The organism is Amycolatopsis sp. TNS106, from assembly GCF_019330265.1.
Taxonomy (GTDB): Bacteria; Actinomycetota; Actinomycetes; order Mycobacteriales; family Pseudonocardiaceae; genus Amycolatopsis; species Amycolatopsis lurida.
Map to the genome: position 1 here is coordinate 6,557,312 of NZ_CP024972.1, position 26,773 is coordinate 6,584,084.

The following is a 26,773-nucleotide window of genomic DNA, read 5'->3' on the forward strand; positions in this document are numbered from 1 at the left end:
CACCACTCCCTCATCACCCACATGGGCCTCCTCCCTCGGGGTGAGCTCGCCCTCTCAACGCCTGGACCTCGGAACAGCACGGCCACGGGTGTAGTTCACTCATGTCGTGACTTCCCCACGAACGCAGTCCCGCGTCCGGGCTCCCGAGCTCGACGGCGACGGGTGGCTCAACACCGGCGGCGAGCGGATCACGCTCGCCGGGCTGCGCGGCCGCGTCGTCCTGCTGGACTTCTGGACCAGCGGCTGCATCAACTGCCTGCACGTGCTGGACGAACTACGCCCGCTGGAGGCCGAGTTCGCCGACGTCCTGGTGACCATCGGCGTGCATTCGCCGAAGTTCCTGCACGAGGGCGAGCCGGCCGCGATCGAGGCCGCCGTGCGGCGCTACGAGGTGCACCACCCGGTCCTCAACGACCCGAAGATGGCCACCTGGTCGCAGTACGCGGTCAAGGCGTGGCCGACGCTGGTCGTCGTCGACCCCGAGGGTTACGTCGTCCACGTCGCCGCCGGTGAGGGGCACGCCGAGGCGTTGCGCCGGGTGATCGCCGACCTCGTCGCGACCCACGAGGCCAAGGGCACGTTGCGCCGCGGTGGCAGCCCGTACGTCCCGGTCGAGGAGCAGCGCACCGAGCTGCGCTTCCCGAGCAAGGCCGTCACCACCGCCGAAGGCCGCATCCTGGTCGCCGACACCGGTAACCACTCGATCGTCGAGTTCGCGTCCGACGGCGAGACGATCATCCGCCGCTTCGGCAGCGGCGAACGCGGTGCGCAGGACGGGCCGTTCGACCTGGCGAGCTTCACCGAACCGTCCGGGATCACCCTGTTGCCGTACGAAGTCGCCGAGCGCGCGGGGTACCACGCCGTCGTCGCCGACACGGCCGGTCACCGGCTGCGCGGTATCGACCTGATCACCGGCGAGGTCTCCACGGTCGCCGGCACCGGCCGTCAGTGGCGCGACGGCGTCGACACCGGCAAGGCGCTCGACATCGATCTCACCAGCCCCTGGGACGTCGCTTGGTGGGGGCCCGCGGGCGGCGTCGTGGTCGCCATGGCGGGCAACCACACGCTGAGCGTGTTCGAGCCGGTCTCGGGCACCATCCGCCGCTTCGCCGGGACGACCGTCGAGGGCCTGCGTGACGGCGACGTCCACGAAGCGTTCTTCGCGCAGACGTCCGGTCTCACGCCCGACGGGCGGAAGCTGTGGCTCGCGGACGCGGAGACGTCGGCGCTGCGCTGGATCCAGCCCGAGGGCGAGACGTTCACCGTGCACACCGCGGTCGGCGTCGACCTGTTCTCCTTCGGGCACGTCGACGGGCCCGCCGACAAGGCGCTCCTGCAGCATCCGCTCGGGCTCGCCGTGCTGCCCGGCGAAACCATCGCGATCGCCGACACCTACAACGGCGCCATCCGCCGCTACGACCCGATCACCCGGCAGGTGACCACGCTCGCGACCGGGCTCGCGGAGCCGTCCGGTCTGCTGGTGCACGACGGTGAACTGCTGGTCGTCGAGTCGGCGGGAAGCCGCGTCGGCCCGGTGCCGCTCGGGGAGCAGGCGGTGGCCGGGGACGCGCACGCGGTCCGCCGTCCGCCGACCGTGCTGGCGCCGGGTGAGCTGGAGTTCTCCGTCGTCTTCACCCCGCCGCCCGGCGAGAAGCTCGACGATCGGTTCGGCCCGTCGACGCGGCTGGAGATCAGCGCGTCGCCGCCCGAATTGCTCGCCGACGGCGCCGGGGTGGGCACGGACCTGTTCCGCAAGCTCCGCTTCGCCGAGGGCGTCTCCGGCGGGGTCCTGCAGGTCGTCGCGCAGGCCGCCAGCTGCGATGACGGAGGCGAACACCCCGCGTGCCGCATCACCCGCCAGGACTGGGGCGTGCCGGTGCGATTCGAAAAGGGCGGGGAAACCGCGCTGAGCCTGGTCATGGCGGGCGATCCGGGTAAGTAGAGTCGTACTCGTGTCAGATCGGCCGAAACTCGAGATTCAGATGCTGCAGGACAGGGTGCTCGTGAAGCTGTCCCCCGAGGACGGCGAGCGCCGGAGTTCCGGCGGCATCGTCATTCCCGCCACCGCGCAGGTCGCGCGGCGCCTCGCGTGGGGTGATGTACTGGGCGTGGGCAACAGTGTGCGGAACGTCAAGACCGGCGATCGTGTGCTGTTCAACCCGGACGACCAGCACGAGGTCGAGATCCAGGGCGAGGGGCACCTGGTGATGCGGGAACGTGACATCCACGCCGTGGCGACCGAACGGACCGAACACGGCACGGGGTTGTACTTGTAGCTCGGCTGCGGGAGGGGTGGGGAGAGTTGGCACGCGATGGGCAAGACGACCTGTTCACCGACGACCTCCTCCCGGACTCCGACCAGGACCTGGTGGACGAGCTCTTCGAGGGCGACCGGGTGGTCCAGCCGCCACCTACGCCCGCGTCGAAGCTCCGCAGGGGGCTCGGCAAGGCCCTCATGGTCACCGGGGTGCTCATGGGCCTCTTCGTGGTCGCTTATGCGGTCGATCTGATCGTCAGCGCCGGGGACGTCCCGCGCGGTGTCACGGTCGCGGGGATCGACGTCGGCGGCCTCACGCACAAGGAGGCCGAGTCGAAGCTCCGCCGTGAGCTGGAGCCCAGGCTGATCGAGCCGGTGCGGGTGCGGGCGGGCGACGTCCGGACGGTGCTGTACCCGACGTCGTCGGGTCTCGGCCTGGACTGGCCGCAGACGCTGGGGCGCGCCGGACATCAGCCGCTGAGCCCGTACACGCGGCTGATGTCGTTCTTCAGCAGCCGTGAGGTCGGCGTCGTCACCTGGACCGACGCGCCGAAGCTCGAAAAGGCCGTCTCGGACCTCGCCGCCGCGAAGCTGAACCGCCCGCCGGTCGAAGGGAACATCACGTTCCAGCCCGTTCCGGGCAGCGACGGCGGGGTCGTCGCGGCCGCGGTCGAGCCGCGGCACGGGCAGACGGTGGCCGACGTCAAGGAGGCGGTCACCGCCGTCACGGATCGCTGGCTGAGCGACGAGGGCGTCGAGTTCAAGGTGAACGTCGCGCCCGTGAAGGCGACTTCGCCCGGTGTGCACGCGGCGCTCGTCAAAATCGTCGTCCCCGCGGTCGCGAAACCGCTCGTCATCCGTGGCGAGGGCAAGGACGCGACGCTGAAACCGCACACGATCGCGGAGTCCTTCCAGTTCGCCGCGCGCGACGACGGGAACCTCGAAGTCCGCATCGACCAGGGCAAACTGCGCGCGGCCGCGCAGCCCCAGCTCAAGGAGACCGAGACCGACGGGGCGGACGCGCAGATCGTCTTCGTCGGCGACAGGCCGGCGGTGCAGCCCTCGAAGGACGCGCGGAAGATCAACTGGGACCACACGTTCTCGTCGCTGACCTCGGTGCTCGCGAAGAGCGAAGAGCGGGAGCTGAAGGCGGTCTACGACGCCAGCAGCCCGGCCGTCAGCACCGACGCGGCGAACGTCCTCGGCATCAACGAGGTCATCGGCGAATTCACCACGTCGGGACTGAGCGGGCCGGCGATGACGAACGTGCAGGCGTTGGCGAGCAGGGTTTCCGGCGCCATCGTGAAGCCGAACGAGACGTTCAGCCTCGGCGCGCGGTCCGGGGTGAGGACGGCGGACGCGGGGTACGTCCCCGCTCCGGTGAACGAAGACGGCACCGGGCCGGTCGTGGTCGGCGGCGGCGTCTCCCAGCTCGCGACGACGCTCTACAACGCCGCGTACCTGGCGGGCCTGGCCGACGGCGGGCATCTGGAACACGACCACTACCTGGACCGCTATCCGGTCGCGCGCGACGTGAAGGCGATCAACGACGACGGTTCGCCGGTCGAGCTGCAGATCGTCAACGACGCCCCGACCGGGATCGCGATCCAGGTGCTCCCCGCGAACGGTTCGGTGACCGTGCGGATCTGGGGCACGAAACGGTTTTCGGTGCAGAGCGTCGGCGGCGAGCGGCACTCCTACGTCCCTCAGCCGGTGCAGATGGGGTCGGGGCCCGGCTGCGTACCCGATCCCGGCACGGCCGGGTTCAGCACGTCGGACACCCGCGTGCTGATCGACGTGGTCACCGGGACGGAGGTCCGCCGGGAGACCCGCAACGCGACCTATTCGCCGCGGGCCGCGGTCATCTGCGCCTGAGCTTCACCGCAGCACCATGCAGCCGCGCGCCTCGAAGTCCGCGAGCCACGACGGCTCCCGCAGTTCCTTGTTCCAGCGCAGATCCAGCTTGTCCAATTTGGACAGCCGGGCGATGGACGACGGCAGCGAAGTGAGCTTGTTCTCGCGCAGATCCAGCTGACGCAATTCGCTCAGCTCCCCGATGGAGGACGGCAAGGACGTCAGCAGGTTCTTCCGCAGATGCAGTTCGCGTAGCGCGGAGAGCGTCCCGATGGACTCCGGCAGTTCGGTCAGCCCGTTGCCGTACAAGCGGAATTCGCGCAACGAGGCCAGCCCGGAGAGGTCATCCGGAAGGGTGGGGATGCGGTTGTCCGTGCAGCCAAGGTATTTCAGCCGTCCGAGCGAACAGAGCGCGGCGGGGAATTCGGTGAGCCGGTTGTCGCTCACGTAGAGGTATTCGGTCAGCCCGGAGAGTTCGCCGAGTTCGTCCGGCAGGGCCGGAAGCTCGTTGTGCCCCAGATCCAGCGTGTGCAGGTTCCGCAGGGCGCCGATCGCGGGCGAGAGGGCGGTCAGCCGGTTGGCGGCGAGATTCAGCACGCGGAGCCCGGACAGCGACCACAGCTCGTCGGGAATCGACGTCAGCTGGTTGTCGTACAGGTCCAGATGTTCGAGCGAGGCAGGGAGGGGAAGGCCGGACAGGGAGGTCAGCCCCTGGCCACTGAGATCGAGTCGAGTGGTCACAGGGGCCGACCATAGGCGATGTGCCGGCCCCGATCAGGTCACGGCGCGGTGCCCGCCGCCCTTCACCTTCGCGTAGATGGCGGCCGCGGCGATGACGCCGACGACGGCGGCGCCGACCTGGAAGGCGTGCCGGATCCAGTCGATGCCCGGGGTGTCACGGACACCGAACACACCGGCCAGCCAGTTGCCGATGAAAGCCGCGATGATGCCGACCACGATCGTCAGCCACATCGGGATCTTCTGATCGCCGGACGCCAGCATCCGGCCGATGACACCGAGGATCAGCCCGACCACGATCGTGGTGATGATGCCCCAAAGGCCACCCAACATGGTTCCTCCTTCGCTGGAGATCGATGAGCCCACGGTGACACCGATTCGGGCTCATCGCGCCTCAAGACCCCTTACCGGGTGACACCTCGGCGTCCGTAGAGGTTCGCGGCCAGGGTCACCCCGATACCGGCGAGGACGATCTGGGTGATGAGTTCGAGCCAGTCGAAGCCCTTCGTGTCCGCGTAGCCGAGCCCACGGGCGATCGCCGTTCCGATGAAGGCGGCGACGATACCGACGACGATGGTCAGCCAGATCGGGATGGACTGCTTGCCGGGGGCGAAGAACCTGCCGAGCACCCCGAGGATCAAACCGACCACGATCGCCGTGATGATGCCGGTGACTGTCATTGAGACTCCTTTGCCGAGGTCTCCGCCGGGAGGGCGGACTCAGCACGGAGATGCCCGGCCGCAACGCCCTCGAAACCAGAAAGGCCCCCTCCACGCGGGAGAGGGCCTTTCGTCACGAAACCGTTTAGAACGCGGCTTCGGGAATGTCCATGAGGCTGTTGTCCGCGGCCTCGACGATCGCGCGACGCGACGTCAGCTCCGGCAGCACGTTCTTCGCGAAGAACGACGCCACGGCGAGCTTGCCCTCGTAGAACGGGACGTCCTTCGCGGACGCGCCCGCGTCGAGCTTGCCGATGGCGACCTCGGCGTGCTTGATGAGCTGCCAGCCGATGAGCAGGTCGCCGACCGACATCAGCAGGCGGACCGTGTGCTGGCCGACCTTGTTGATGTTCTGCGGGTCTTCCTGCGACGAGGTCAGGTAGCCGATCAGCGAGCCGAGCATGCCCTGGGTGTCTTCCAGCGCCTGCTTGAGCAGGCCGCGCTCGTTCTTGAGCCGCCCGTTGCCGATCTCCGACTCGATGGTCTTCGTGATCTCCCCGGCGACGTAGGCCAGCGAAGCACCCTTGTCGCGGACGATCTTGCGGAAGAAGAAGTCCAGCGACTGAATGGCGGTGGTGCCTTCGTACAGCGAGTCGATCTTCGCGTCACGGATGTACTGCTCGATCGGGTAGTCCTGCAGGAAGCCCGACCCGCCGAGGGTCTGCAGCGACTGCACGAGCTGCTCGGTCGCGCGCTCGGAGCCGACCCCCTTGACGATCGGCAGCAGCAGGTCGTTGACGCCGTGCGCGACCTTCTGCGAAGCCTCGTCGCCCTCGCCGGTCCACACCTGGTCCTGGAAGGTCGCGGTGTAGAGGTACACCGCGCGCAGGCCCTCGGCGTACGCCTTCTGCAGCATCAGCGAGCGGCGGACGTCCGGGTGGTGGGTGATGGTGACGCGCGGCGCCGCCTTGTTCAGCATGTTCGGCAGGTCGGCGCCCTGGACGCGCTCCTTGGCGTACTCGAGCGCGTTGAGGTAACCGGTCGACAGCGTCGCGATGGCCTTCGTGCCGACCATCATGCGGGCGTACTCGATGACCTGGAACATCTGCGCGATGCCGTCGTGCACCTCGCCGAGCAGCCAGCCCTTGGCGGGCGTGCCGTGCTGGCCGAAGGTCAGCTCGCAGGTGGTGGAGGCCTTGATGCCCATCTTGTGCTCGACGTTGGTGACGAAGGCACCGTTGCGCTCGCCCAGCTCACCGGTCTCGCCGTCGAAGTGGAACTTCGGCACGAGGAAGAGCGAAAGGCCCTTGGTGCCGGGCCGGGTCTCGATGCCGGGGCCCTCGGGACGGGCGAGCACCAGGTGCATGATGTTCTCGACCATGTCGTTCTCGGCCGAGGTGATGAACCGCTTCACGCCGTCGATGTGCCAGGAGCCGTCCTCCTGCTTGACGGCCTTGGCGCGGCCGGCGCCGACGTCGGAACCGGCGTCGGGCTCGGTGAGCACCATGGTGGCGCCCCAGCCGCGGTCGATCATGATCTGCGCCCAGCGCTTCTGCTCGTCGGTGCCGTTCTTGTCGACGATGCCGGCGAAGTTCGGGCCCGCCATGTACATGAACAGCGGCGCGTTGGCGCCGAGGATCAGCTCGGCCGCGGCCCACTGCACGGTCGGGGGCAGACCGAAACCGCCCAGCTCGTTCGGCAGGCCCAGCCGCCACCATTCGCCGTCCATCAGCGCCTGGTAGCTCTTCTTGAACGACTCGGGGATCTTCACCGAGAAGGTCTTCGGGTCGTACACCGGCGGGTTGCGGTCCGCGTCGGCGTACGAGTCGGCGAGGGGACCGGAAGCGAGCTTGTTCAGCTCGGTCAGCACGCCGCGGGCAGTCTCCTCGTCGGATTCCGCGAGGACGCCCTTGCCGAGGCGGTCCTGCACGCCGAGTACCTCGAAGAGGTTGAACTCCAGGTCTCGGACGTTGCTCTTGTAGTGGCCCATTTCGTCACTCCAATGTGTTCGGCTCCCCGGCCGGGCACACGTCCCCTACTCGCCGGTAACTTCAGGATATTACCTGTGGGTAACCGGCGGCAAGTGAATGGCCACTGTTGTGATGTGTAAATCAGCAATACGGGGGGTCTCAGCGCGATGACGGCGCGATCGAAGAAGCGGCGGGCGTCTCGACCGGGGTGTGCCCGTCGTCCGGGTTCGCCACCAGGATGCCGGAGCGGAACGCGATCGTCACCGCATGTGTCCGGTCACGGGCGGAAAGTTTGCGCAGGATGCTCTTGACGTGCGTCCGCACGGTTTCCACGGACAGGAACAGGATCTTCGCGATCCCGGAGTTCTCCAGTCCCTCCGCCACCAGTTGCAGGACCTGGTACTCGCGGCGGGACAGCGGCATCAGGCCGCGCGCGGTCGCCGCTTTGGGGGCGTCGCCCGGCTTGGGGAGCACGGGCTGGCGTTTCGGCCGCGCGGTCAGCGCCGCCAGCGTCGGGTCGATGTAGCGGCGGTCGCTGTGCGCGCGCCGGATCGCCTCGGCCAGATGCCGCCCGTCGGTCGCCCTCGGCACGATCGCGTGCACACCCGCCGCGATCGCCGCGGCGAGGTACTGCTGCGTGCGGTTCGTGTCCCTGATCATCGTGATGATGACCAGCGCCGGATCGCCGCCGCTGAGCAGGCGGGACAGATGACAGTTCGGGTCGAGCGCCGAATCCAGCACGATGACGTCCGGTTTGAGCTGTTCGCACAGCTGGAGCGCCGCGTGATGACTGGCCGCGTGCCCGAGCCACTGCAGGCCCGGCGTGCGATGGACCAGGGAGCTCAGGCCCTCGCAGAAGATCGGGATCGGATCGACGGCGGCCACGCCGAGTCCGCGGCCGCCTGGTGACAGTCCGCCAGGCCTGCCGGCCTGAGTTCGGTTCGGCTCGATGCTTCTCATCACGGACCCCTCCGTTTTCCTGCCCCGCCATCTCCGGACGAGAGGACCCGTAAGTCCATTCGGTGACCACCGCCCCCCGGCGTGGTCACCCTCGTCAACCGGTCCCCCTGCGGGACCGGACGGAGATGACACCTCGTAACTATTACGAGTCAGTAGGTGGGAGCACGTGACGCGATATCCCCCTCATAGATGTATCGCTCCGTCTCGGCAAACTCTGCGTATCGGCTGGTGGTGGAACTCTTGCTCGAATGAGCGCGCGGAGGTCAGAACCTGACAAGTTCGCTACTCAGAGTGGACTTCGATGCGAAGGCGGCCGAATTCGTCCCCGAGCGCCGCGGGTGTCCAATGCGCGTTCAATCCGCTGGGATTGGGCAGAACCCAGACCCGTGCCCCGCCGATCTCGCCGTCCTGCGGGCCGATCTTCGCCTTCGGCAGCCCGAACGCCGTCCGGAAGGCCGTGATCCCCACCACGGCGAGCCAGCGTGGCCGGTATTCGGCGACCCTCGCGGCGAGGAGGCGCCCGCCTTCGCGGAATTCGTCCGGGGTCAGCTCGTCGGCCCGCGCCGTCGTCCGCGCGACGACGTTCGTGATGCCGAGGCCGAGGCCGAGCAGTTCGTGTTGCTCGCTGGGGTCGAGCAGGCGCGGGGTGAAACCGCCGCGGTGCAGCGCCGGCCAGAACCGGTTGCCCGGCCTGGCGAAGTGCAGACCGAGCGCGCCCGAGTAGAGACCGGGGTTGATCCCGCAGAACAGCACGTCCAGATCGGGCGCGATGACGTCGTCGATGGTCTTGCCGTAGGCGGCGGCCAGCTCGTCCTTGGTCGGTTTGGTCCTCACCGTGCCAGTTTCCGGCAAGCTGGCGGATATGGAGCAGGGGGCGTTCACGGCCGACGGCTGTCCGGTCGAGGTCTACCGGCTGCTGCCGCCCGGCGACGAGCCGGAGACGGTGCACGCGGCGATCCCGGACGGCGCCTCGATCCTGGAACTCGGCAGCGGCGTCGGGCGGATCACGCACGCCCTGCTGGACCTGGGGCATCAGGTGGTCGCGGTGGACGACTCGCCGGAGATGCTCGCGCACGTCCGCGCGGACAAGGTGTGTTCGAAGATCGAGGAACTGCGGCTCGGCCGGGTCTTCGACGCGGTACTGCTGGGCAGCCACCTGGTCAACACCGCTTCCGCGGTCGATCGCGAGGCCTTCCTGTCCACTGCTCGCGCCCACGTCGCGCGCGGTGGCCGGGTGCTCGTCGAGTGGCATCCGCCGGAGTGGTTCGAGTCGGTCCGTGAAGCCCAGGGCGGCAGGCTGGGCGAGGTCGACGTCCGACTCGAGCGCGTCGTCCGTGACGGCGACCTGCTGTCGGCCGTCGTGCGGTACTCGGTGGCCGGCGGATCGTGGAGCCAGCCCTTCACCTGCCGGCGTCTGGACTCGGAGGCGCTGAACGCCGCGCTGACCAGGGCAGGCCTGGTCTTCGAGCGCTGGTGTACCGACGACCGGACCTGGTTCTCGGCGAACCCCGCGTGACCTGGGACACCCACTTTCGTCTCAAGGGGTGGTCAAGTCACCACGATGTGCGTACTGTTTGTGATCTCGCACACAAGGTCGTCTTCGAGGAGGCGTTTTGCAGCTCTCGCTCATCCTCGGCCTGGTCGCGTTGATCTTCGTCGTGGCCACCGTGCTGGTGATCGCGGAAGACCGGCGGGCCGCGCGGCGCGCGGCCCAGCGGCGGCAGGCGAGGCTAGCGGACCTGGGCGAGGTCGACCCGCTCGCCGCGCAGCGGCTGCACCTCGACCGTTGAGGGAGCGGGCTTCCGCACGAGGCTGAGCAGCAGGGCGCCGGCGATCCAGCCGAGCATCGCGCCACCGGTGTTGTTGAGCAGGTCGTCGACGTCGAAGATCCGGTAGACGTAGGGCGCCGTGCCGAAGTTCGCGGTCAGCTGCGTGACCTCGATCAGCATCGACGCGGCGAGCCCGATCAGCGTCGTACCGATGAGGCCGCGCTTCCAGAGCGCCCTGGCGAAGAAGCCGAGCGGGACGAACAGCAGCACGTTCATGGTGGCCTGCTGGAAGGTCTGGGTGGTGAACCAGTCGGCCATCGGCAGCCCGTGCTTGAGCAGTTCGGTGTGGATGTCGGAGACCCACTGGAACGGGTTCAGCTGCACGGTCTGGCTCAGCCTCTTGAAGCCGGGGCCGGGCAGCGGCAGGAAGGTCACCGCCAGCGTCATGGTGGTGTAGAGCAGCACGGCGGCCGTGGTCAGGACGGGACGAAGCCGCACCCGGCCGTGCCGCGCGTGCAGGACGATCAGCTGCGGGATCAGCACCGTCGCCCAGAGGGCGAAGAAGGCGATCAAGCCGTACTGCAGGGCGGTGACCTGTGCGTTCGTCATGGCCACGACGTTATGGATCAACCGGGTGCGGCCACTTCGGTCGAAGGGCCGCCGCTGCCGGATCCGGATCGGCCGAGTGGCCGATCCGGATCTTGGCCGATCGGCGATATTCGTTCCCTGTTCCGCCGGTGGACGTGGGATTCTGCCCGGATGGTGCTCGTTCGACGGCTCATCCCCGCGGATCTCGACGTCTTCCGTGAGATCCGCCTGCGTGCCCTCACGGACACGCCCGAGAACTACGGCTCGATCGCCGCGGCCGAACGCGCGCAATCCGACGAGGAGTGGCTCGCGAAGCTGACCGGGGACGTTTGGTTCGCCGCCTTCGACGACGGGCGTCCGGTGGGTCTCGTCGCCGGACGGGTGCGGGAGGACGACTGGATCCTCTACTCGATGTGGGTCGCGCCCGAAGCCCGCCGCCGGGGATTGGGCGCCAAGCTGATGGGTGAAGTGCGGTCGGCGGCCGAGGACCATGGCGCGCGCGAGGTGTGGCTGCACGTCGCGGAGGACAACGACCACGCCCGGCGGCTGTATTTGAAACTCGGTTTCATCGCGACGGGGGAACTGGAGCCGATGCCGAACGACGTCACCCGCCGGCGCGAACGTCTCTATCTGCCGGTCGCCGGGTGACGTTTGCCTATCGTCCGTCTTTCTGCCCTGGTGAAGGTCGAATCCGCGAGGCAGACTCCTCCGCCGTGCGAATCGGAGGAAGCATGAAACTCACTACCCGGCTGGCCGTGGTCGCCGGTGCCGCGCTGACCGCGCTGGCCGCCGTCGCCGCGCCCGCGTCCGCCACGTCGGCGACCACCGACGTCCGGCTGATCACCTTCAACGACCTGCACGGCAACCTCGAACCGCCGTCCGGTTCGAGTGGCCGTGTCACGCTCCCCGGCGGCAAGACCGTCGACGCGGGAGGTGCCGCCTACCTCGCGACGCACCTGAAGAAGCTTCGCGGCGAAGCGCAGAACTCGGTCGTCCTTTCGGCAGGTGACAGTATCGGCGCGTCACCGGTGATCTCGGCGTTGTTCCACGACGAGCCGACCGTCGAACTGCTGAACCGGCTCGGGGTCGAAGCCTCCGTGGTGGGCAACCACGAATTCGACGAAGGGCTCAAGGAACTCCGGCGGATGCAGCACGGCGGCTGTCACCCGACCGACGGCTGCCAGTTCCGCGAGTCCTTCAAGGGCGCGAACTTCCCCTTCCTCGGGTCCAATGTGTACTACGAGAACGGCCTCCCGGCCTTACTGCCGTTCAGCATCGAGTTCTCCGGCGGTGTCCCGATCGGCGTCATCGGCGCGACGCTGAAGGATCTGCCGCAGGTCGTCACGCCGGAGGCGATCAAGGGCCTGAAGTTCGGCGAAGAGGTCCAGGCCATCGACCGCACCGCCAAGCTGCTCGACATGGTCGGAGTCAAGGCGCAGGTCGTGCTGCTGCACCAGGGCGACAACTCCGAGACCGCCGGTCCGGACGAATGCAAGGTCAAGCCGGGCGCGGCCACTGCCATCGCGCAGAAAGTGACGTCCACAGTGGACGCCATCTTCACCGGGCACAGCCACCAGCAGTACAACTGCCTGATCAACGATCCCGATGGCCGACCGCGCCCGGTGATCCAGGGCGCGTCGTTCGGGCGTCTGCTGTCGGTCGTCGACCTGAAGATCGACCGCCGTACCCTCGACGTCGTGCGTGGTGAAACCAAGGCCCACAACCAGATCGTCACCCGTGACGTCAAACCGGACCGCGACGTGCAGGACCTGATCGACGAGGCAAGGACCAAGGCCGCGCCGATCGCGAACAAGGCCGTCGGCACCATCACCGCGGACCTGTCCGCCAAGGGCGCCCCCTCCGGTGAATCGCCGCTCGGCGACGTCATCGCGGACGCCCAGCTCGAAGCCACGAAGTCGAACGGCGCGCAGATCGCGATGACGAACCCGGGCGGGATCCGCACGGACTTCACCCACAAGTCGTCGCCCGCCGGCGAAGGCGAAGGCGTCGTGACCTACGGCGAGGCGTTCGCCGTGCAGCCGTTCGCGAACATCATGCAGACCATCACGCTCACCGGGGCCGACCTGAAGAACGTGCTCGAACAGCAGTGGCAGGCCAACGGGGTCGTGCGGATCCTGCAGATCTCGAAGTCGCTCAAGTACTCGTACTCGGCGTCGGCTGCCCAGGGCACACGCGTCTCGAACCTGACGCTCGACGGCACGCCGATCGACCCGGCGGCGTCGTACCGCGTTTCGGTGAACAACTTCCTCGCCGCCGGCGGGGACGGCTTCACCGAGTTCACGAAGGGGACCAACCTGTCGGGTGGTCCGGTGGACCTCGACGCGCTGATCGCGTACTTCGGGGCGCACCCCGGTATCGCTCCGCCTCCCGCGGACCGGATCACCGTCCTGCCGTAGCCCTCGCGAGTGCCATGAACGGTCCGTTACTCGCAAAATTTGCGAGTAACGGACCGTTCATGGCGTCTACGGGGTGGTTTTGTCAGTGACCCAGGGCACAATGGCCGCCATGACGACCTGGCAAGAAGTCGTGGAGATGGCGGGCAGGCTGCCTGAGGTCGAGGAGTCCACTTCGTACCGCACGCCGTCGCTCAAGGTCGCGGGCAAAAGCTTCGCCCGCCTGCGCACCGAGGCCGAAGGTGCGCTGATGCTGCTGTGCGAGCACGCGGAGAAGGAGGCGCTGCTGGCCTCCGGCGACCCCGCGTACTTCACCACACCGCATTACGACGGCTACGGCGCGATCCTCGTCGACCTGGAGAAGGTCGAGAAGACGCAACTGCGCGAACTCATCGAGGAGGCCTGGCGGATGAAGGCCCCCGCCAGGCTCACGAAAGGACTGAACGACTAGCGGAGTTCCCCTTCGAGCAGGCTCATCAGGTACTCGTCGTGCCACTCGCCGTTCTGGCCGCGGAACGACTGCCGGTGCCTGCCGTCCACCTGGAACCCGAGCTTCTTGTAGACGTGGATCGCGGCCTCGTTGTCGACCACCACCCACAGCGCGATCATGTGCAGCCGCATCATGTCGAAGCCGTAGCGGCAGAGCGTGCGCATGGCGTCGGTTCCGTAGCCGCCGCCCCAGTGGTCCTTCTCGCCGAGATAGATGTCGAGCTCCGCGCGGCCTCCCTCGGGCGTGGCGTCGCGCAGGGTGCAGGTGCCGATCAACGTGCCGACCGCGAGGCTCTCGATCGCGAAGTCCACCTGGCTGAAGCTGTTGGGCTTCCGGTGGGCGAAGCGCTCGCGGATCTGGGCGAGGGATTCCGGATGGTCGGCGGTCAGCCAGCGCGTGACCTCCGGGTCGTTGTGCCATCGCCACAGCGTGTCCGCGTCCTCGGGTTCCAACGGGCGCAAGCGGATCAGTTCACCGGTCAGCATCGTCCATCCCAAGATCGGTATCGGGACTTTCCAGACTATTGGGCGACACCTGCGAGCAGCCACCGCTTAACGGGGACTTCCAGCAGCACCCTGGCACCGAACGGTTCGATCTCCTCGCCCGCCGCCCAGCCGTCGTACTTCGCCGCCAGCGCCTCGAGAACGTCCGCGCGCAGCGTTCCGCGATGGACGCGTACCAGGCCTTCGGCGACGACCGGCGCGTCGCCGTCTTCCAGCGCGAGACTGACGCGCGGATCATTGCCGACGTTGCGCACCTTCACATTCCGCTCGCCGCTGCCGATCCAGAAGACGCCGTCGAGGTACACGAACCACACCGGCGTGACGTGCGGTGATCCGTCGGCCCGGAGCGTGCAGAACCACGCGTTGCGCTCCCAGGCGAGCCGTTCGATAAGCGATTGATCACGTTTCACCTGGTCAGCCTGCCCGAAAGCTAGGGTGCCGGGCGTATGAAGGTCCACCAGTACTGCTACTTCGCCTTGAAGAGCGAAACCGTGACCGCCGGGGAGATCACCGCGCGGCTCGGCATGGAGCCCGACGAGGTCCTGGTACTGGGTTCGCGGTCCGCCGAACACCGGTTGCCGCGGATGCACGCCTGGAAGGTGACGCATCGCGGTTCGGAACCGGTCGACGACCAGATCGAGAGCGTGATCGGCAGGCTCGCCCCGGTCCGGCCGGAAATCCGGAAGCTGGTGGACGAAGGCGCCAGCGCGGTGCTGCAAGTGGTGCGGTACTTCCACCACCGTGACGGCGGCGAGGAATTCGGCTGGCACCTCTCGCCAGCCGTGCTCGCGTTCCTCACCGAAGCCGCCGCCGCCCTCGACGTCGACGAGTACGACCTCAGCGAATGAGCTTCCGCCGGTCCGGTGCGCGGCGGGAACGCCGAAGATGGTGGGATGGTGCCCCACAGCCGGACAACCCCGTTGGGAGCCCAGCATGTCGAGCGAGAACTGGCCGCTGAGTCAGGATCCCGAGTCGCCGGTGATCATCTCCCGGTCGCTGGTGGAGGACCCGTCGAACCTCGCGTTCGTCGTACTGGACGACGACGGCGACTGGTTCATCAGTGACGGCAACGAGTTCTCCGAGGACATGGAGGAGAACAAGGACGCGTTCGGTGCGCTGCCGCTGCGGGAAGCGGTGGAGCTCATCCCCGAACTCACCGCGCTCGCCGGCCTCCCCACCGGTATGGCCGCCGACTGGGATCCGGAGCGGCGTTCGTGGCTGCTGAGTTCGGTCGCCGACTCGGACGACGACGAGGAAGACCTCCTGGTGCGCGCCGCCCGCCTCGCCGCGTGGACGCATCCGGGCTCGCCGCTGGAGGAAGTCCACGTGAGCACCGAACTCGCCGAGATCTCCACCGACCCCGCCGCCCCGGCCCGCGCCGTGCGCCAGGTCGTCCGCGAGGCCGACGGCAGCTGGCTGCTCGTCGGCTTCCAGGTGCCGGAAAACGAGGATTTCGAGGTCGAAGCCCTCGAAATGGAACACGCCGTCACGCTGTACCCGGACGTCGCCCTGGTCTTGAGCGCCGCGCCCGGCCAGGTGTACGACCGGCCGAGCGCCGACGCCCCGTGGGAACTCGTCGAAGGCTAGAAGCAGCGCAGCCAGACGGCGTGGCGCCACGACATCCCGTCGGCTTGGACGTCGACGACTCCGAGCTGGACGTGGGTGGCGGCCATGGTGTCCGTGCCGACACAGGTGGGCCCCGATGAGCCATCACGCCAGATGTTGTCGGCGCTGGTCCACCGGGCGCCCGCGAGGATGAAGCCTTCGCCCTTCGAGTTGCCCTCCGGTGTCTCGGTGAGCCAGACCGTGTTGCCGGCCGAGTTCGGCCGCGCCCAGCCTTCGACGGTGGTCGGCCGGACGTCGCGGTTCAGCAGCCAGGTCGCGGTCACGGCAACCGCCGTCGCGGCCACGACTGCCGTGACCACGTGTCTCTTGATCGTCTCGTTCATTCTGTCCGGCCGAAGTCGCAGTACATGACGTGAAGCCCGATGCGCCCCAGCGTCGGGTGCTCGAACGCGCCCGGTACCGTGCCGACGGTCTCGAACCCGAGCCGTTCGTAGATCCGGATTCCGGCGACGTTCGACTCGGCGACCGCGTTGAACTGCATCCCCGCGAATCCCCGTTCCCTGGCCCACTCCAGGGCGTTCGCACACAGCGCGCTCCCGACCCCCTTGCCGCGCAAGTCTTTGTCCACCATGAAGCTCGCCGTCGACACGTGCGATCCGGGCCCGCCGCGGTTCGGCCCCATCTTGGCCGTTCCGAGCACGCGGCCGTCCTCGACCGCGACCACCGTCCGGCCCGGCGGCGCCTCGACCCATGTCCGGCGGGCGTCGTCCTCGGTGAGGTCCGGGTCGTAGGTGTACGTGTCCGCGGCCCGCACTACTTCGCGCACGATCGGCCAGACGTGCGCCCAGTCCTCTTCGGTGAATTCCCGGATCTCCATACCTGGCACGGTAATCAAAAACTCGCCCGGCGGTCCTGGCCATTGCCAGGCGAAGCCGGATAGCAGGGGAAGAGTGTCGAGCCGATCGGCTCAGTAGTCCTTCCGGTTGATGATCGGAAGCGGGCTCTGACCTGCGGGCGACGCTCGTTCGGGGTGGCCGTCCAAGGGTTGTGTTCACGGGTCGCGCGCCTGATTGAGACCAGGATGAAGGCATGACGACTGGCGAAAGCCCAAATTCGGCTGCTCCCCGTGAGGAGGCGCGCCGTCTCCTCACGGCCGTCCCCGATGAGCGGGTGTCTGCCGCGCTGGCAGCGCTCAGGCGGCTGACTGAGGCGCCACTGGGCGCCGAGCCGCGGCGCCGTCGTTTCCGTACTGTAGGTGTGTTCGACGGCGAACATGATCTTGGTCGGCGTGCCAAGGAATTGGCCCGTGACGAACTCGGCGGCGGATCGAGTAAGTCCGCGTGATTCAGGTCGCCACCGGTGTTGCGCGATGATGACCACGAACGCTGCGCGGAGCTCCTGGCTTCGACACTCGAACCACTGATCTTGCCGGAGCCGCTGCTGGGTGGAGATCGGCTGCATGCTCGGCTCCCGTGCCGCGCCTCAGCAGAGGCCGATTTCCTCCGGACGTCGCTGACGGGCTTTACACCGTCGGGTCCATGATGCGTGCGTCATCGCCATCGCAGTGCGGCTTGGCATCACACGTGTGGCGACCCTCGATACGCGTCACTTCTCTGTAGTCAAGCCAAAGCATGTTGCCGCGTTCACCTTGTTGCCCTGAAGTTCTCCTGCGACCGCGAATACGCTGATATCAAAGGAGGCGTTTCCTGAAACCGGCCTGTACCAAGCGATTGTAGGCGTCGGTCACGCTGCCTGGAATCGGCTGTCGAATGGCGAAACCGCGCTCGGCGTGGACGGTGATCCGTTGTGTGTCACCGACGAGCATGGTGATCACGCGGTCCACGTCGCCGATGCTCTCGACGTAGTCATCCAGCGGTAAGGGCCGGGAAGCGCAGATGACGTCGACCTCCGGCCACAGCTTCTTGCAGGTCGCGTATGCGCGCCGTTGTTGATAGGGCCGTGAGATGAGAACGACCGACCCGACCTCGCGAGTCTTCAGCAGGCGACGCGTGAGCGCGATGTTGTCTCCGGTGTTGCGCGCCTCGGGCTCGACCAGGATGGCGTCATCCGGGACGCCCAGCTCCAGTGCGTGCTCGCGGTAGTGCACCGCCTCACCGCGCGGGAAGCGTTCGATGGTGGTCGGGGCGTTGGCCCCGGTGAAGACGACGAGCGGGAACATCCCGGCGTGGAACAGTTCCGCGGCGTAGGTGGCGACACCGAGGTCGTGGCTGCCGAGTCCGATTCCGACGTCCGCGGGCCGGAGTTCGTGGCGCATGTCGTGGTAGTCCCAGAGCGTCTGGACGTCGGCGCGAAGATCGTCCGGCAGGGTTGCGGTCATCGGGACTCCGAAGCAAAGCGAAAGCCCCAGGTCCAAAGTGGACATCCACTGACCTGGGGCTTTCGCGTGAGAGCGGATGACGGGAATCGAACCCGCGTATTCAGCTTGGGAAGCTGATGTTCTACCATTGAACTACATCCGCAGTGCGTGGCCAGCATACATGGTCCGGATCTCCCCTTGCCAAGCCCCACCCCATCCTTGACGCCGCCCGCAAAAGTGACAACACTTGTTGTCGACCTCGGAGGTGATCCGGATGGGCGAACGGCTGCCTGATCCCGAACTGTTCCGTCAAGGCGGCTTCCGCGTCGCGTCGAGGTTGTTCATCGAGGGCGACATCAGGGGTGACGAGCGCCAGGTGGCTCGGTTGCGGCGGTTCGCGCAGCGGGAGGATCCGGCGGCCGACGTGCTGGTGCCGCTGTTGCGCCAAGGTGCCCAGGGCCAGTTCGAACAGGCGCTGCGGCAAGGCATCGACAGCGTCGAGAGTCCGCCGGAGGAACTCGAAGCCTTCTTCCGCGACGTCGAGGCGACGCCGTACTGGGTCGACCCGGACCGGTTGGATCGCGGAGCGCGGGCGATCACGCGCGCCGGGTTGCTCGGTCTCTTCCCGCTCGGCGACGTCTCGCTGATGGGTGGCTATCTCGCGTCGCGCGCCACGAAGGCGCTCGTCGGCACCGGTGAGATCGAGTACAAGGCGGCGCGACGTCTCGTCGAGACGGCGACGTGGTGGATCCACGTGACGACGCCCGGCGCGCTGGTGCCCGGCGGGCGCGGGTACGAGTCCGCGTTGCGGGTGCGGATCGTGCACGCCCATGTCCGCGCGGCCATGAATCGCCGCAAGGACTGGGATTACGCCGCTTGGGACAAGCCGGTCAACCAGGTCCAGACCGCGGGCACGCTCCTGCTCTTCTCGCTCGTCTACGTCTTCGGCACGCAACTGCTCGGGCTCCGCTACAGCGCCCGCGAGCGCGCCGACATCCTGCACCTTTGGCGTTACGTCGGCTGGCTGATGGGCGTCGACGAGGAACTCCTGCCCGCCGGCGAGGACGACGCCTGGCGTCTGTTGTGGCTGCTCGCCAGCACCGAGTTCATCCCCGACGACGATTCCAAACGGCTCGCCGCCGCGCTCATGAAATCCCACGCCGGGATCGGCGAGGGCCGGGGCGCGCTCGGCAAGGTCCTCGCGCACGTGTCGGTCGCCGGGCACGGAGCGATCAGCAGGCTTCTGCTGGGCAAGACCAACGCCGACTTCCTGGAGCTGCCCGACGATCCGATCGCGCAGGCGGCCGTGGTCGCGGCGGCAGGCGTCAACTTCGCCGCCGAGACGGTCCGGCGGGTGGTGCCCGGCGCGACGGCGCTCCAGGAGCTGCTCGGGGCCGCCGGGCGGCGCCACTACCTGCGGCAGGTCACCAAGGTGTTCGGGCTCGACCCGACCTACGGCAGGCACATGAAGGCCGCTTGACTACGCTGATCGCGTGCTCCTCAGCGACCGTGACCTCCGTAAAGAGCTCGACGCCGGCCGTCTCGGCGTCGACCCGTTCGACCCGACGATGGTCCAGCCGTCGAGCATCGACGTGCGACTCGACCGCTACTTCCGCGTGTTCGACAACAGCAAGTACACGCATATCGACCCGCAGCTCCAGCAGGACGAGCTGACCTCGCTGGTCGAGAAGGAGGGCGAAGACCCCTTCGTCCTTCACCCCGGGGAGTTCGTCCTCGGCTCCACCTACGAGACCGTCACGCTCGCCGACGACCTCGCCGGCCGTCTGGAAGGCAAGTCCTCCCTCGGCCGCCTCGGGCTGCTCACGCACTCCACCGCGGGCTTCATCGACCCCGGCTTCTCCGGTCACATCACGCTGGAGCTGTCGAACGTCGCCAACCTGCCGATCACGCTCTGGCCGGGGATGAAGATCGGTCAGCTCTGCATCTTCCGCCTGTCCAGCGCGGCGGAGTTCCCGTACGGCTCGAACGAGGCCGGTTCGCGCTACCAGGGGCAGCGGGGGCCGACCCCGAGCCGCGCGTACAAGAACTTCCACCGCGTCGACACCTGGAGGTAGCGCGTCAGCCCACCGGGGCTGCCCAGTCGATCCGGTGCCGCCACATGAAGGCGTTCGGGTCCTCCTCCGGCGTGTTCTTGAACGCGCGCGTGAGGAAGAAGTCCCGGATCAAGCGTCCGACGGGCCCGGCCGCCTTCGCGTCGCCGTTGCGCTTGCCACGCTCGACGACGGCCTCGACGCGTTCGCGGCGCAGTCCTTCGTAGGCGGCGAGCGCCTGGGGAATCGAGGGCACGTCACGCAGGCATCGCGCCAGCGTGACGGCGTCCTCGATGGCCATCGCGGCGCCTTGCCCCGCCGCCGGTGAGGTCGCGTGCGCGGCGTCGCCGATGATGACCATCCGGTCCGTCCGCCAGGCCGGCACGCTCGGGAAGTCGTACGTCGCCCATGGCCGGTAGATCTCCGGTGTCGCGCGCACGATCCGCGCGGCCGGGGTGCGGTCCACCGCCAGCTGCCGGATCAGGTCGTCTCGCCAGGTGGTCGTCACCGCGAGGTCGGCCGGAGACGGCTCGTGCTTCCGGGGGACGTTCGCGAACCACCAGACGCCGCCGTCCGGGTGGACGACGTGGGCGAAGAACAGCCGTTTGCCGAACGTCATGTGCATGACGCCGGGTTCGTCGTCCAGCCGCAGGCCTTCGGTCACGCCGCCGGTGTTCAGCAGGGGCACGTAGCGCGGTGACGGCGCCCGCGGGTCGATGACCGTCCGCACCCGCGAGCGGAGCCCGTCCGCGCCGACCAGCAGGTCGCCCTCGGCCGACGAGCCGTCCTCGAAGGTCGCGAGTACGCCCGAAGCGGTCTCGCGTGCATCGGCCAGACGCTTGCCGTAGCGGATTTCGATGCCGCGTCTGACGGCTTCGTCGCGAAGTCCGATGTACAGCTCGGAGCGCAGCACGGTCTGGCTCACGGTGCCGTCCTCAAGCTGTCCACCGAGCGCGAGGTCGGCGAGTTCACGGCCGCCGCCCAGCCGCATCTTGATCCGCGGTGTGTCGAAGCCCAGTCCTTTGACCAGACTTTTCAGGCCCAGTGGTCCCAGCGCGTCGAGACCGTTCACTGCCAGGGTCAGGAACGCGCCGACACCTTCCGCGGTCCGGTCGTACGCCTCGTGGATCACCGGCTCGTGACCCGTCTCGTGCAGGGCGATCGCCGTGATCGTGCCCGCGATACCCCCGCCGGCGATCAGTACCTTCGCCATGTAGTTCACCCCATCGAATATCTTAGAAACTAATTCGTTCTGTCGAACTAAAGAGTCCGCTAGGCTGGCCGGCGTGTCAAGCGAGCGAGCTGAACTGATCGAGCGGGTCCTCGGTGGGTCGCGAGCGCTGTCGACCGAGACGGTCATGTTCCACGCCGCGATCGCCGAGCAGCGCGGCCTTTCGGTGGTCGAAAGCAAGGTGACCGACTACCTCGCCCGCTTCGGACCGCAGACGCCGAAGGCGCTCTCGCGGCTTGCGGGGCTCGCGCCGGCCTCGATCACCGCGCTCATCGACAGGCTTGAGAACAAGGGGATCGTCGCGCGGAAGCCGCATCCCGAGGACCGGCGGAAGGTGCTCATCGAGATCGACCGGGCGGCGATGGCCTCGGCCGCGCCGTTGTGGGATCACCTGGTGAAGTCGGTCCGCGAGGCCTGCGAGAAGTACACGGACGGGGAGCTGGAGACCGTGATCCGGTTCCTCGCCGACGCGACGGCGATCACGCACGACTCCACGGGTCGCCTCGGCCGCTGACCGGTATTACTACTTTCGGGGGTATTGCCGTAACCAGTTCGTGATAGTTTTCGGCCCCGTGTCCCCCAATAGAACACGAAGCCGGTTACTGCTGGTCACGCTCAGCGTCCTGCTGGGCGGAGTGATCGCCAGTGCGAGCTACCTGATGGTGACCGATCGGTTCCAAGGTACTGCGCTGAGTAATCTTTCACTGAGTGTTCCCGACACCAAGGGCAGGCCCGGCGACGCCCTCGCGAAGCCTCCTTCGTACTTCGGTCAGACGTCCGCTCCGGCCCCTGGCGGCCCCGCGACCGGTTCGCCCGCGCCGACCTCGTCTTCCGCCGCCGCCACGTCTTCTTCCGCGCCGCCGAGTTCGTCGTCCGCCGCGGCCGAGCCGCCCGCTCCGACCTCCGAGGCCCCCAAGCCCTCGTCGAGCAAGGCGCCGGAGCCGCCTCGTTCGCAGGACAGCTCGCTCGCCGGGCAGGTCATCGACCTCGTGAACGCCGAGCGCGCCGACGCCGGTTGCTCGCCGGTGAGCAACGAGTCGCATCTCGCCGCCGCCGCGCAGGGCCACAGCGACGACATGTCGGCCCGCAACTACTTCTCGCACACGACACCGGAAGGCGTCACGTTCGACCAGCGCATCCGCGCCGCCGGCTACGACAAGCCCGGTGCCGAGAACATCGCCAAGGGCCAGTCGAACGCCGCCAAGGTGATGGACGCCTGGATGAACTCCGCGGGGCACCGCGCGAACATCCTCAACTGCAAGCTGAAGAAGATCGGCGTCGGCGTCAACACCAAGGGCATGTACTGGACGCAGAACTTCGGCTACTGACCCTTGCCCCAGTCGCCGTAGCGCGCCAGCACGGCCGCGCGCAGTTCGGTGTCCGTGCGCGGGACGGGTTCGATGAACACCTCGGTGACGTCGCCGAACGTCTCCGCCAGTTCGGCCGCCATCCGGACGCAGGCGCGTTCGACCTCCGCGGCGCCGAGGGAATCGTCGAAATCGACGCGGGCGCAGACGAGCACCTGATCGGTGCCCATCAGCATGGTCTGCAGATCGACGACGGCCTCGATCTCGGGCGTGCCCATCAGGTGGTCCCGCACGCCGCGCACCAGCCTGGGATCGGCCTGCCTGCCGATCAGCAGGCCGCGGTTGGTGCGCCCGAGCATGTAGGCGACGAGCGCCAGCAGCACCCCGATCGCGATCGACGCCGCGCCGTCCCAGACATGTGATCCGGTGAGCTGGTGGAGCCCGATCCCGGCGAACGCGAGCAGCAGGCCGATCAGGGCGGCCGAGTCCTCGAACAGGACGGTCTTCGGGGCCGGATCGTCGATCATCCGCAGATAGACCGAGACCTTCTGGCCCGATTCCGCGGCGTCGCGCCGCACCTGCCGCACGGCCTGGAACCACGAGACGGACTCCAGGGCGAACGCGATCGCGAGGACGACGTAGCCGACGATCGGATCGGTCTGCTCGGTCTCCTCACCGAAGACCGTCGAGAAGCCTTCGTAGAGTGCGAACATCGCGCCGGAGGCGAAGATCGACACCGCCGCGAGCAGCGACCAGAAGTAGCGCTCCTTGCCGTAGCCGAACGGGTGGACGCGGTCGGCGGGGCGGTCCGACCGTTTCAGCGCGGTCAGCAGGAGGACTTCGGTGATCGTGTCGGCCACCGAGTGCGCGGCCTCCGACAGCATCGCGCCGGAGCCGGTGATGATCCCGGCGATCAGTTTCAGCACGGCGATGGCGAGGTTGACCCCGCCGGCCAGCACCACGGTCAGGGTGCTTTCGTCACCGGATTCTTCACTCACCTTGCGTAGCGTAGTGCGAGTGCGGTGATCTCACAGGCGACGCAATCCCTGCAGGACACGTTCCATCAAGGCGAGTGCCGGATGACCGTCGAATTCAGCCTGTGTTTCATGAACGGTGACCAAACCGAGTTCGGCCATATCACCCAAAAGGACCTTTGCAACGCCGAGTGGAACGCATAGTGACGCCGCTACTTCGGCGACGGAAGTCGGCCGTCGGCAGAGAGTTCTCACGGAATGGAATTCGACGCTGAACCCCGGCGCGTTCCACGGTGCGTCGTTCCGGACGGAAATCATCGCTTCGATCGCGAAGTTCCGTTTGGACTGCGTGCGTCCGCCCGTGCGGACGTACGGGCGGACGCGCGTGCGACGACGTTCCTGCCGCGGCGGCCGCCGGGCGGCCGGGATGCTGGGGATGGTCGCTTCCTGGGCCATCCTGGCGAATGCCGCGGACGAAGGGACGCGGGCGGGCGGGCGAACGGTCGGCGATCCCGGCAGTGCGAGCCGGTGTTCCTTGACCGAGCGGAGTTCGTGCCGGTTGCCCATTGATTTCCTCGCCCCTTTTTTCGGATCCGCTGCAGCCTATCGCCACGGTGTACCGCCGAACGGGTAACGGGACCGAATGGCCCGGACGCCATAAACAAGAGGGAACATTCTCTCGCATTATGTGCGAGAGAATATCCCCTCCGGTTGTGACGTTCTACTTGTCTTCCTCCGGCAGCGGCGTTCCGGTGGCCGTTTCGTCGGTGGGCACGTCGGCCTTTCCGTCGAGTTCGGCGTCCGAGACGGCGTCCAACGAGGGCGCCCCCGCGGGGACCAGCTGCGGCTCCGGCTTCCGCTTGACGGCGGTCAGCAGCAGCTGGGCGACGTCGACGACCTCGACCTTCTCGCTCGCCTGCCCGTCGCTCTGGCGCGCCGTGACGCCGTCGGTGAGCATCACGCGGCAGAACGGGCAGCCGGTCGCGATCTTGGACGGCGCGGTGCCGAGCGCCTCGTCGACGCGTTCGACGTTGATGCGCTTGCCGATCTTCTCTTCCATCCACATCCGCGCCCCGCCGGCACCACAGCACATCGAGCGGTCGCCGTGCCGCGGCATTTCGCGCAGCTGCGCGCCCGAAGCGCCGACGAGCTCACGAGGAGCGTCGTAGACCTTGTTGTGGCGGCCCAGGTAGCACGGGTCGTGGTAGGTGACGTCCTCGGCGACCGGGGCCACCGGGGTCAGGTGCTTCTCGCGCACCAGGCGGTTGAGCAGCTGCGTGTGGTGCACGACGTCGAACTGGCCGCCCAGCTCCGGGTACTCGTTCGCGAGGGTGTTGAAGCAGTGGGCACAGGTGACGACCACCTTGCGCGCCTTGCGTTCGCGGCCCTCGAAGACCGAGTTCAGGATCTCGACGTTCTGCTGCGCCAGCATCTGGAACAGGAACTCGTTGCCCGCGCGGCGGGCCGGGTCACCGGTGCAGGACTCCTCCGAGCCGAGCACGGTGTACTTGACTCCGGCGATGTGGAGCAGCTCCGCGACGGCGCGCGTCGTCTTCTTCGCGCGGTCCTCGAACGCGCCGGCGCAGCCGACCCAGAAGAGGTACTCGGTGTCGCCGAGGTCGCCGTCGAACACCGGCACCTCGAAGTCCAGGTCCTCGGTCCAGGCGAGCCGGTCCTTGGCGTTCTGGCCCCACGGGTTGCCCTTGTTCTCCAGGTTCTTGAACATCCCGTTGAGCTCGCTGGGGAACGCGGACTCGATCATCACCTGGTAGCGGCGCATGTCGACGATGTGGTCGACGTGCTCGATGTCCACCGGGCACTGCTCGACACAGGCGCCGCAGGAGGTGCAGGACCACAGCACCTCGGGGTCGATGACGCCACCGTCGTCGCCGATGAGGGCCTTCTGGGACTCCGCGATGGCGAGGACGTCAATACCGGCGTACATGTTGTCCCCGGACAGGCCGATCTCGTCACCGGCCATGTCGCGCTTGCCGCCCGCGCGCAGGTACGGCGCCTTCGCGTAGGCGTGGTCGCGAAGCTGCGTGATGAGGAGCTTCGGCGACAGCGGCTTGCCGGTGTTCCACGCGGGGCACTGCGACTGGCAGCGGCCGCATTCGGTGCAGGTGGAGAAGTCCAGCCAGCCCTTCCAGCTGAAGTCCTCGATCTTGCCGACGCCGAAGGTGTCCTCGTCCGGGTCCGCCTCTTCGAGGTCGAGCACCTTGCCGTTGCTCATCATCGGCTTGAGCGCGCCCAGCGCGACCCCGCCGTCGTCCTCGCGCTTGAAGTAGATGTTGAAGAAGGCGCTGAACCGGTGCCACGCGATGCCCATGGTCATCGTGCGGGCGATGACGATCAGCCAGATCGTGGCGCTCATCAGCTTGACGAACGCGAACACCGACACCAGGTCCGGGCTGGCGGGCAGCAGCTCACCGATCGGGTGCGAGACGAACGCGGCCCAGATCGGGGTCTCGTGGACGTTCAGCGCGGACTTCGCGGCGCGGACGCCGATGATGCCGATGCCCTCGATGAGCACGACGGCCTCGATGAAGTACGCCCACTTGAAGTTGGAGCCCTGGAAGCGGGACTGCCGGTCGGCGCGGCGCGGGTGGTTCTTCTGGCGGACCCAGATCAGCACCAGGATGCCGACGATGGTGCCGACCCCGAGCAGCTCCATGAGCAGCTGGAACAGCGACCAGTCGTCGAGGATGGGCCAGCCCCACGTGGGAACGAAGACTTCGCCGTACGCCTCGAACAGGGCGAGCGACCCGATCAGGAAGCCCCACATGACCAGCCAGTGCGCCGGGCCGACGCTCTTGACCTTGTTCATCCGGGTGTGCGCGGCGAATTCCTTGATCAGGGTCTTCATGCGCGGGATGAACGGGCCGTTGCGGGTCGAGTCCGGCTGACCGAGGCGGATCACCCGCACGAAGCGGGCGATGGTCGCGAAGAACATTCCCCAGGCGACGACGCCGAGCAGGACCGAGATCCCGCCGAGCGTCAGCTGTACAGCGCCCATCGTCGGGTGCCTTTCGTCCGAGTGAAGCGTGTGGTGGTTCGGGCAGACTAATGCTTCTTACTGATGGGTAACCCACTGACCGCGCCCAAGTCCCACCGATGTGGTGTAC

30 protein-coding genes and 1 tRNA gene are annotated in these 26,773 nt (G+C 67.7%); 14 read left to right on the plus strand and 17 right to left on the minus strand.

All coding sequences use genetic code 11. The features are described from left to right. Positions 1–106: 106 nt before the first annotated feature. The 3 genes from CVV72_RS30020 to CVV72_RS30030 are packed head-to-tail and all read left to right on the plus strand — an operon-like array spanning position 107 to position 4,132. Positions 107–1,942, plus strand: coding sequence for an NHL domain-containing thioredoxin family protein (locus CVV72_RS30020; RefSeq protein ID WP_219147059.1), 1,836 nt, complete (start codon positions 107–109; stop codon positions 1,940–1,942). A gap of 40 nt (positions 1,943–1,982) precedes the next feature. Continuing rightward, positions 1,983–2,276 carry a co-chaperone GroES gene (locus CVV72_RS30025; protein WP_007032412.1) on the plus strand — a complete coding sequence of 98 codons (294 nt, stop codon included), beginning with the start codon at positions 1,983–1,985 and terminating at the stop codon, positions 2,274–2,276. Positions 2,277–2,302: 26 nt separating this feature from the next. Continuing rightward, positions 2,303–4,132, plus strand: a complete 1,830-nt coding sequence (locus CVV72_RS30030; protein WP_219147061.1) for a VanW family protein — start codon at positions 2,303–2,305, stop codon at positions 4,130–4,132. Positions 4,133–4,135: 3 nt separating this feature from the next. Here the strand turns inward: CVV72_RS30030 and CVV72_RS30035 are convergent, their stop codons facing one another. The 6 genes from CVV72_RS30035 to mug all read right to left on the minus strand — a co-directional run bounded on the left by CVV72_RS30035 (position 4,136) and on the right by mug (position 9,272). Next, positions 4,136–4,852, minus strand: coding sequence for a leucine-rich repeat domain-containing protein (locus CVV72_RS30035; protein WP_219147063.1), 717 nt, complete (start codon positions 4,850–4,852; stop codon positions 4,136–4,138). A gap of 33 nt (positions 4,853–4,885) precedes the next feature. Further along, complete coding sequence (locus tag CVV72_RS30040; protein ID WP_037307283.1) at positions 4,886–5,182, minus strand: GlsB/YeaQ/YmgE family stress response membrane protein; 297 nt, start codon at positions 5,180–5,182, stop codon at positions 4,886–4,888. A 71-nt stretch (positions 5,183–5,253) separates the two neighbouring features. Beyond that, positions 5,254–5,529: a GlsB/YeaQ/YmgE family stress response membrane protein gene (locus CVV72_RS30045; RefSeq protein ID WP_125679496.1), complete on the minus strand. Its 276-nt coding sequence runs from the start codon at positions 5,527–5,529 to the stop codon at positions 5,254–5,256. Positions 5,530–5,653: 124 nt separating this feature from the next. Then, positions 5,654–7,498, minus strand: coding sequence for an acyl-CoA dehydrogenase (locus CVV72_RS30050; protein ID WP_219147065.1), 1,845 nt, complete (start codon positions 7,496–7,498; stop codon positions 5,654–5,656). A gap of 139 nt (positions 7,499–7,637) precedes the next feature. Then, the gene (locus CVV72_RS30055) at positions 7,638–8,438 is read right to left on the minus strand and encodes a response regulator transcription factor (RefSeq protein WP_219147067.1); all 801 of its coding nucleotides are present in this window, start codon (positions 8,436–8,438) and stop codon (positions 7,638–7,640) included. Between the two features lie 282 nt (positions 8,439–8,720). Continuing rightward, the gene (gene mug / locus CVV72_RS30060) at positions 8,721–9,272 is read right to left on the minus strand and encodes a G/U mismatch-specific DNA glycosylase (protein WP_219147069.1); all 552 of its coding nucleotides are present in this window, start codon (positions 9,270–9,272) and stop codon (positions 8,721–8,723) included. A 1-nt stretch (position 9,273) separates the two neighbouring features. On the opposite strand from mug, the gene CVV72_RS30065 reads away from it, so the two are divergent. Continuing rightward, the gene (locus CVV72_RS30065; protein ID WP_255632305.1) at positions 9,274–9,954 is read left to right on the plus strand and encodes a bifunctional 2-polyprenyl-6-hydroxyphenol methylase/3-demethylubiquinol 3-O-methyltransferase UbiG; all 681 of its coding nucleotides are present in this window, start codon (positions 9,274–9,276) and stop codon (positions 9,952–9,954) included. Between the two features lie 97 nt (positions 9,955–10,051). After that, the gene (locus CVV72_RS30070; RefSeq protein ID WP_219147071.1) at positions 10,052–10,228 is read left to right on the plus strand and encodes a hypothetical protein; all 177 of its coding nucleotides are present in this window, start codon (positions 10,052–10,054) and stop codon (positions 10,226–10,228) included. Here CVV72_RS30070 and CVV72_RS30075 read toward each other — a convergent pair. Next, the gene (locus tag CVV72_RS30075) at positions 10,169–10,816 is read right to left on the minus strand and encodes a VanZ family protein (protein ID WP_219147073.1); all 648 of its coding nucleotides are present in this window, start codon (positions 10,814–10,816) and stop codon (positions 10,169–10,171) included. The genes CVV72_RS30070 and CVV72_RS30075 overlap by 60 nt on opposite strands. 150 nt (positions 10,817–10,966) lie before the next feature. Between CVV72_RS30075 and CVV72_RS30080 the strand changes: the two genes are divergently transcribed. The 3 genes from CVV72_RS30080 (at position 10,967) to CVV72_RS30090 (ending at position 13,660) form a co-directional block, all read left to right on the plus strand. Beyond that, a complete protein-coding gene (locus CVV72_RS30080) occupies positions 10,967–11,443 on the plus strand; it encodes a GNAT family N-acetyltransferase (protein WP_219147075.1) in 477 nt (158 codons plus the stop codon). An 83-nt stretch (positions 11,444–11,526) separates the two neighbouring features. After that, positions 11,527–13,212: a bifunctional UDP-sugar hydrolase/5'-nucleotidase gene (locus CVV72_RS30085; protein ID WP_219147077.1), complete on the plus strand. Its 1,686-nt coding sequence runs from the start codon at positions 11,527–11,529 to the stop codon at positions 13,210–13,212. A gap of 109 nt (positions 13,213–13,321) precedes the next feature. Continuing rightward, positions 13,322–13,660: an MmcQ/YjbR family DNA-binding protein gene (locus CVV72_RS30090; protein ID WP_219147079.1), complete on the plus strand. Its 339-nt coding sequence runs from the start codon at positions 13,322–13,324 to the stop codon at positions 13,658–13,660. On the opposite strand, the gene CVV72_RS30095 is transcribed toward CVV72_RS30090, so the two are convergent. Continuing rightward, positions 13,657–14,184: a GNAT family N-acetyltransferase gene (locus tag CVV72_RS30095; RefSeq protein ID WP_219147081.1), complete on the minus strand. Its 528-nt coding sequence runs from the start codon at positions 14,182–14,184 to the stop codon at positions 13,657–13,659. The two genes, CVV72_RS30090 and CVV72_RS30095, sit on opposite strands and share 4 nt — an antisense overlap. A gap of 35 nt (positions 14,185–14,219) precedes the next feature. Continuing rightward, the gene (locus tag CVV72_RS30100) at positions 14,220–14,612 is read right to left on the minus strand and encodes a pyridoxamine 5'-phosphate oxidase family protein (protein WP_219147083.1); all 393 of its coding nucleotides are present in this window, start codon (positions 14,610–14,612) and stop codon (positions 14,220–14,222) included. Between the two features lie 36 nt (positions 14,613–14,648). Here CVV72_RS30100 and CVV72_RS30105 point away from each other — a divergent pair, with 36 nt between their 5' ends. Both CVV72_RS30105 and CVV72_RS30110 read left to right on the plus strand, forming a co-directional pair. Next, positions 14,649–15,050 (plus strand): DUF4279 domain-containing protein, encoded by a 402-nt coding sequence (locus tag CVV72_RS30105; RefSeq protein WP_219147085.1) that lies wholly within the window; start codon positions 14,649–14,651, stop codon positions 15,048–15,050. A gap of 85 nt (positions 15,051–15,135) precedes the next feature. After that, positions 15,136–15,789: a hypothetical protein gene (locus tag CVV72_RS30110; RefSeq protein ID WP_219147087.1), complete on the plus strand. Its 654-nt coding sequence runs from the start codon at positions 15,136–15,138 to the stop codon at positions 15,787–15,789. On the opposite strand, the gene CVV72_RS30115 is transcribed toward CVV72_RS30110, so the two are convergent. The 4 genes from CVV72_RS30115 to CVV72_RS30130 all read right to left on the minus strand — a co-directional run bounded on the left by CVV72_RS30115 (position 15,786) and on the right by CVV72_RS30130 (position 18,248). Further along, positions 15,786–16,127 (minus strand): hypothetical protein, encoded by a 342-nt coding sequence (locus tag CVV72_RS30115; RefSeq protein WP_219147089.1) that lies wholly within the window; start codon positions 16,125–16,127, stop codon positions 15,786–15,788. The genes CVV72_RS30110 and CVV72_RS30115 overlap by 4 nt on opposite strands. Before the next feature lie 20 nt (positions 16,128–16,147). Then, positions 16,148–16,645, minus strand: coding sequence for a GNAT family N-acetyltransferase (locus CVV72_RS30120; RefSeq protein WP_219147090.1), 498 nt, complete (start codon positions 16,643–16,645; stop codon positions 16,148–16,150). A gap of 813 nt (positions 16,646–17,458) precedes the next feature. Beyond that, entirely contained in the window at positions 17,459–18,106 is a 648-nt protein-coding gene (locus CVV72_RS30125) for a YdcF family protein (RefSeq protein ID WP_219147092.1), read from the minus strand. Between the two features lie 71 nt (positions 18,107–18,177). Beyond that, positions 18,178–18,248: transfer RNA gene (locus tag CVV72_RS30130), tRNA-Gly, on the minus strand. Between the two features lie 111 nt (positions 18,249–18,359). On the opposite strand from CVV72_RS30130, the gene CVV72_RS30135 reads away from it, so the two are divergent. Together CVV72_RS30135 and dcd are read left to right on the plus strand one after the other, a co-directional pair. Then, a complete protein-coding gene (locus CVV72_RS30135; RefSeq protein WP_219147095.1) occupies positions 18,360–19,565 on the plus strand; it encodes an oxygenase MpaB family protein in 1,206 nt (401 codons plus the stop codon). A gap of 13 nt (positions 19,566–19,578) precedes the next feature. After that, positions 19,579–20,160 carry a dCTP deaminase gene (dcd, locus tag CVV72_RS30140; RefSeq protein WP_125679521.1) on the plus strand — a complete coding sequence of 194 codons (582 nt, stop codon included), beginning with the start codon at positions 19,579–19,581 and terminating at the stop codon, positions 20,158–20,160. A gap of 4 nt (positions 20,161–20,164) precedes the next feature. On the opposite strand, the gene CVV72_RS30145 is transcribed toward dcd, so the two are convergent. Continuing rightward, a complete protein-coding gene (locus tag CVV72_RS30145) occupies positions 20,165–21,349 on the minus strand; it encodes an NAD(P)/FAD-dependent oxidoreductase (RefSeq protein WP_219147096.1) in 1,185 nt (394 codons plus the stop codon). Positions 21,350–21,422: 73 nt separating this feature from the next. Here CVV72_RS30145 and CVV72_RS30150 point away from each other — a divergent pair, with 73 nt between their 5' ends. Both CVV72_RS30150 and CVV72_RS30155 read left to right on the plus strand, forming a co-directional pair. Continuing rightward, on the plus strand, positions 21,423–21,881 hold the full coding sequence (locus tag CVV72_RS30150) for a MarR family winged helix-turn-helix transcriptional regulator (RefSeq protein ID WP_219147099.1): 459 nt from the start codon (positions 21,423–21,425) through the stop codon (positions 21,879–21,881). A gap of 121 nt (positions 21,882–22,002) precedes the next feature. Next, complete coding sequence (locus tag CVV72_RS30155) at positions 22,003–22,695, plus strand: CAP domain-containing protein (RefSeq protein WP_219154219.1); 693 nt, start codon at positions 22,003–22,005, stop codon at positions 22,693–22,695. On the opposite strand, the gene CVV72_RS30160 is transcribed toward CVV72_RS30155, so the two are convergent. The 3 genes from CVV72_RS30160 to CVV72_RS30170 all read right to left on the minus strand — a co-directional run bounded on the left by CVV72_RS30160 (position 22,689) and on the right by CVV72_RS30170 (position 26,664). Next, positions 22,689–23,672 carry a cation diffusion facilitator family transporter gene (locus CVV72_RS30160; protein WP_219147101.1) on the minus strand — a complete coding sequence of 328 codons (984 nt, stop codon included), beginning with the start codon at positions 23,670–23,672 and terminating at the stop codon, positions 22,689–22,691. The two genes, CVV72_RS30155 and CVV72_RS30160, sit on opposite strands and share 7 nt — an antisense overlap. Positions 23,673–23,702: 30 nt before the next feature. Next, complete coding sequence (locus CVV72_RS30165) at positions 23,703–24,104, minus strand: DUF742 domain-containing protein (RefSeq protein WP_241783610.1); 402 nt, start codon at positions 24,102–24,104, stop codon at positions 23,703–23,705. 265 nt (positions 24,105–24,369) lie between these two features. Continuing rightward, positions 24,370–26,664, minus strand: a complete 2,295-nt coding sequence (locus CVV72_RS30170; RefSeq protein ID WP_219147103.1) for a (Fe-S)-binding protein — start codon at positions 26,662–26,664, stop codon at positions 24,370–24,372. Positions 26,665–26,773 lie beyond the last annotated feature (109 nt).

Coding starts and splice junctions, on each gene's coding strand:
- CVV72_RS30085 (WP_219147077.1), top strand. CDS start 11,527: ATGAAACTCACTACCCGGCTGGCCGTGGTCGCCGGTGCCGCGCTGACC.
- CVV72_RS30025 (WP_007032412.1), top strand. CDS start 1,983: ATGCTGCAGGACAGGGTGCTCGTGAAGCTGTCCCCCGAGGACGGCGAG.
- CVV72_RS30165 (WP_241783610.1), bottom strand. CDS start 24,104: ATGGCCCAGGAAGCGACCATCCCCAGCATCCCGGCCGCCCGGCGGCCG.
- CVV72_RS30080 (WP_219147075.1), top strand. CDS start 10,967: ATGGTGCTCGTTCGACGGCTCATCCCCGCGGATCTCGACGTCTTCCGT.
- CVV72_RS30055 (WP_219147067.1), bottom strand. CDS start 8,438: ATGAGAAGCATCGAGCCGAACCGAACTCAGGCCGGCAGGCCTGGCGGA.
- CVV72_RS30075 (WP_219147073.1), bottom strand. CDS start 10,816: ATGACGAACGCACAGGTCACCGCCCTGCAGTACGGCTTGATCGCCTTC.
- CVV72_RS30045 (WP_125679496.1), bottom strand. CDS start 5,529: ATGACAGTCACCGGCATCATCACGGCGATCGTGGTCGGTTTGATCCTC.
- CVV72_RS30095 (WP_219147081.1), bottom strand. CDS start 14,184: ATGCTGACCGGTGAACTGATCCGCTTGCGCCCGTTGGAACCCGAGGAC.
- CVV72_RS30110 (WP_219147087.1), top strand. CDS start 15,136: ATGTCGAGCGAGAACTGGCCGCTGAGTCAGGATCCCGAGTCGCCGGTG.
- CVV72_RS30105 (WP_219147085.1), top strand. CDS start 14,649: ATGAAGGTCCACCAGTACTGCTACTTCGCCTTGAAGAGCGAAACCGTG.
- CVV72_RS30135 (WP_219147095.1), top strand. CDS start 18,360: ATGGGCGAACGGCTGCCTGATCCCGAACTGTTCCGTCAAGGCGGCTTC.
- CVV72_RS30120 (WP_219147090.1), bottom strand. CDS start 16,645: ATGGAGATCCGGGAATTCACCGAAGAGGACTGGGCGCACGTCTGGCCG.
- CVV72_RS30050 (WP_219147065.1), bottom strand. CDS start 7,498: ATGGGCCACTACAAGAGCAACGTCCGAGACCTGGAGTTCAACCTCTTC.
- CVV72_RS30170 (WP_219147103.1), bottom strand. CDS start 26,664: ATGGGCGCTGTACAGCTGACGCTCGGCGGGATCTCGGTCCTGCTCGGC.
- CVV72_RS30145 (WP_219147096.1), bottom strand. CDS start 21,349: ATGGCGAAGGTACTGATCGCCGGCGGGGGTATCGCGGGCACGATCACG.
- CVV72_RS30090 (WP_219147079.1), top strand. CDS start 13,322: ATGACGACCTGGCAAGAAGTCGTGGAGATGGCGGGCAGGCTGCCTGAG.
- CVV72_RS30125 (WP_219147092.1), bottom strand. CDS start 18,106: ATGACCGCAACCCTGCCGGACGATCTTCGCGCCGACGTCCAGACGCTC.
- CVV72_RS30040 (WP_037307283.1), bottom strand. CDS start 5,182: ATGTTGGGTGGCCTTTGGGGCATCATCACCACGATCGTGGTCGGGCTG.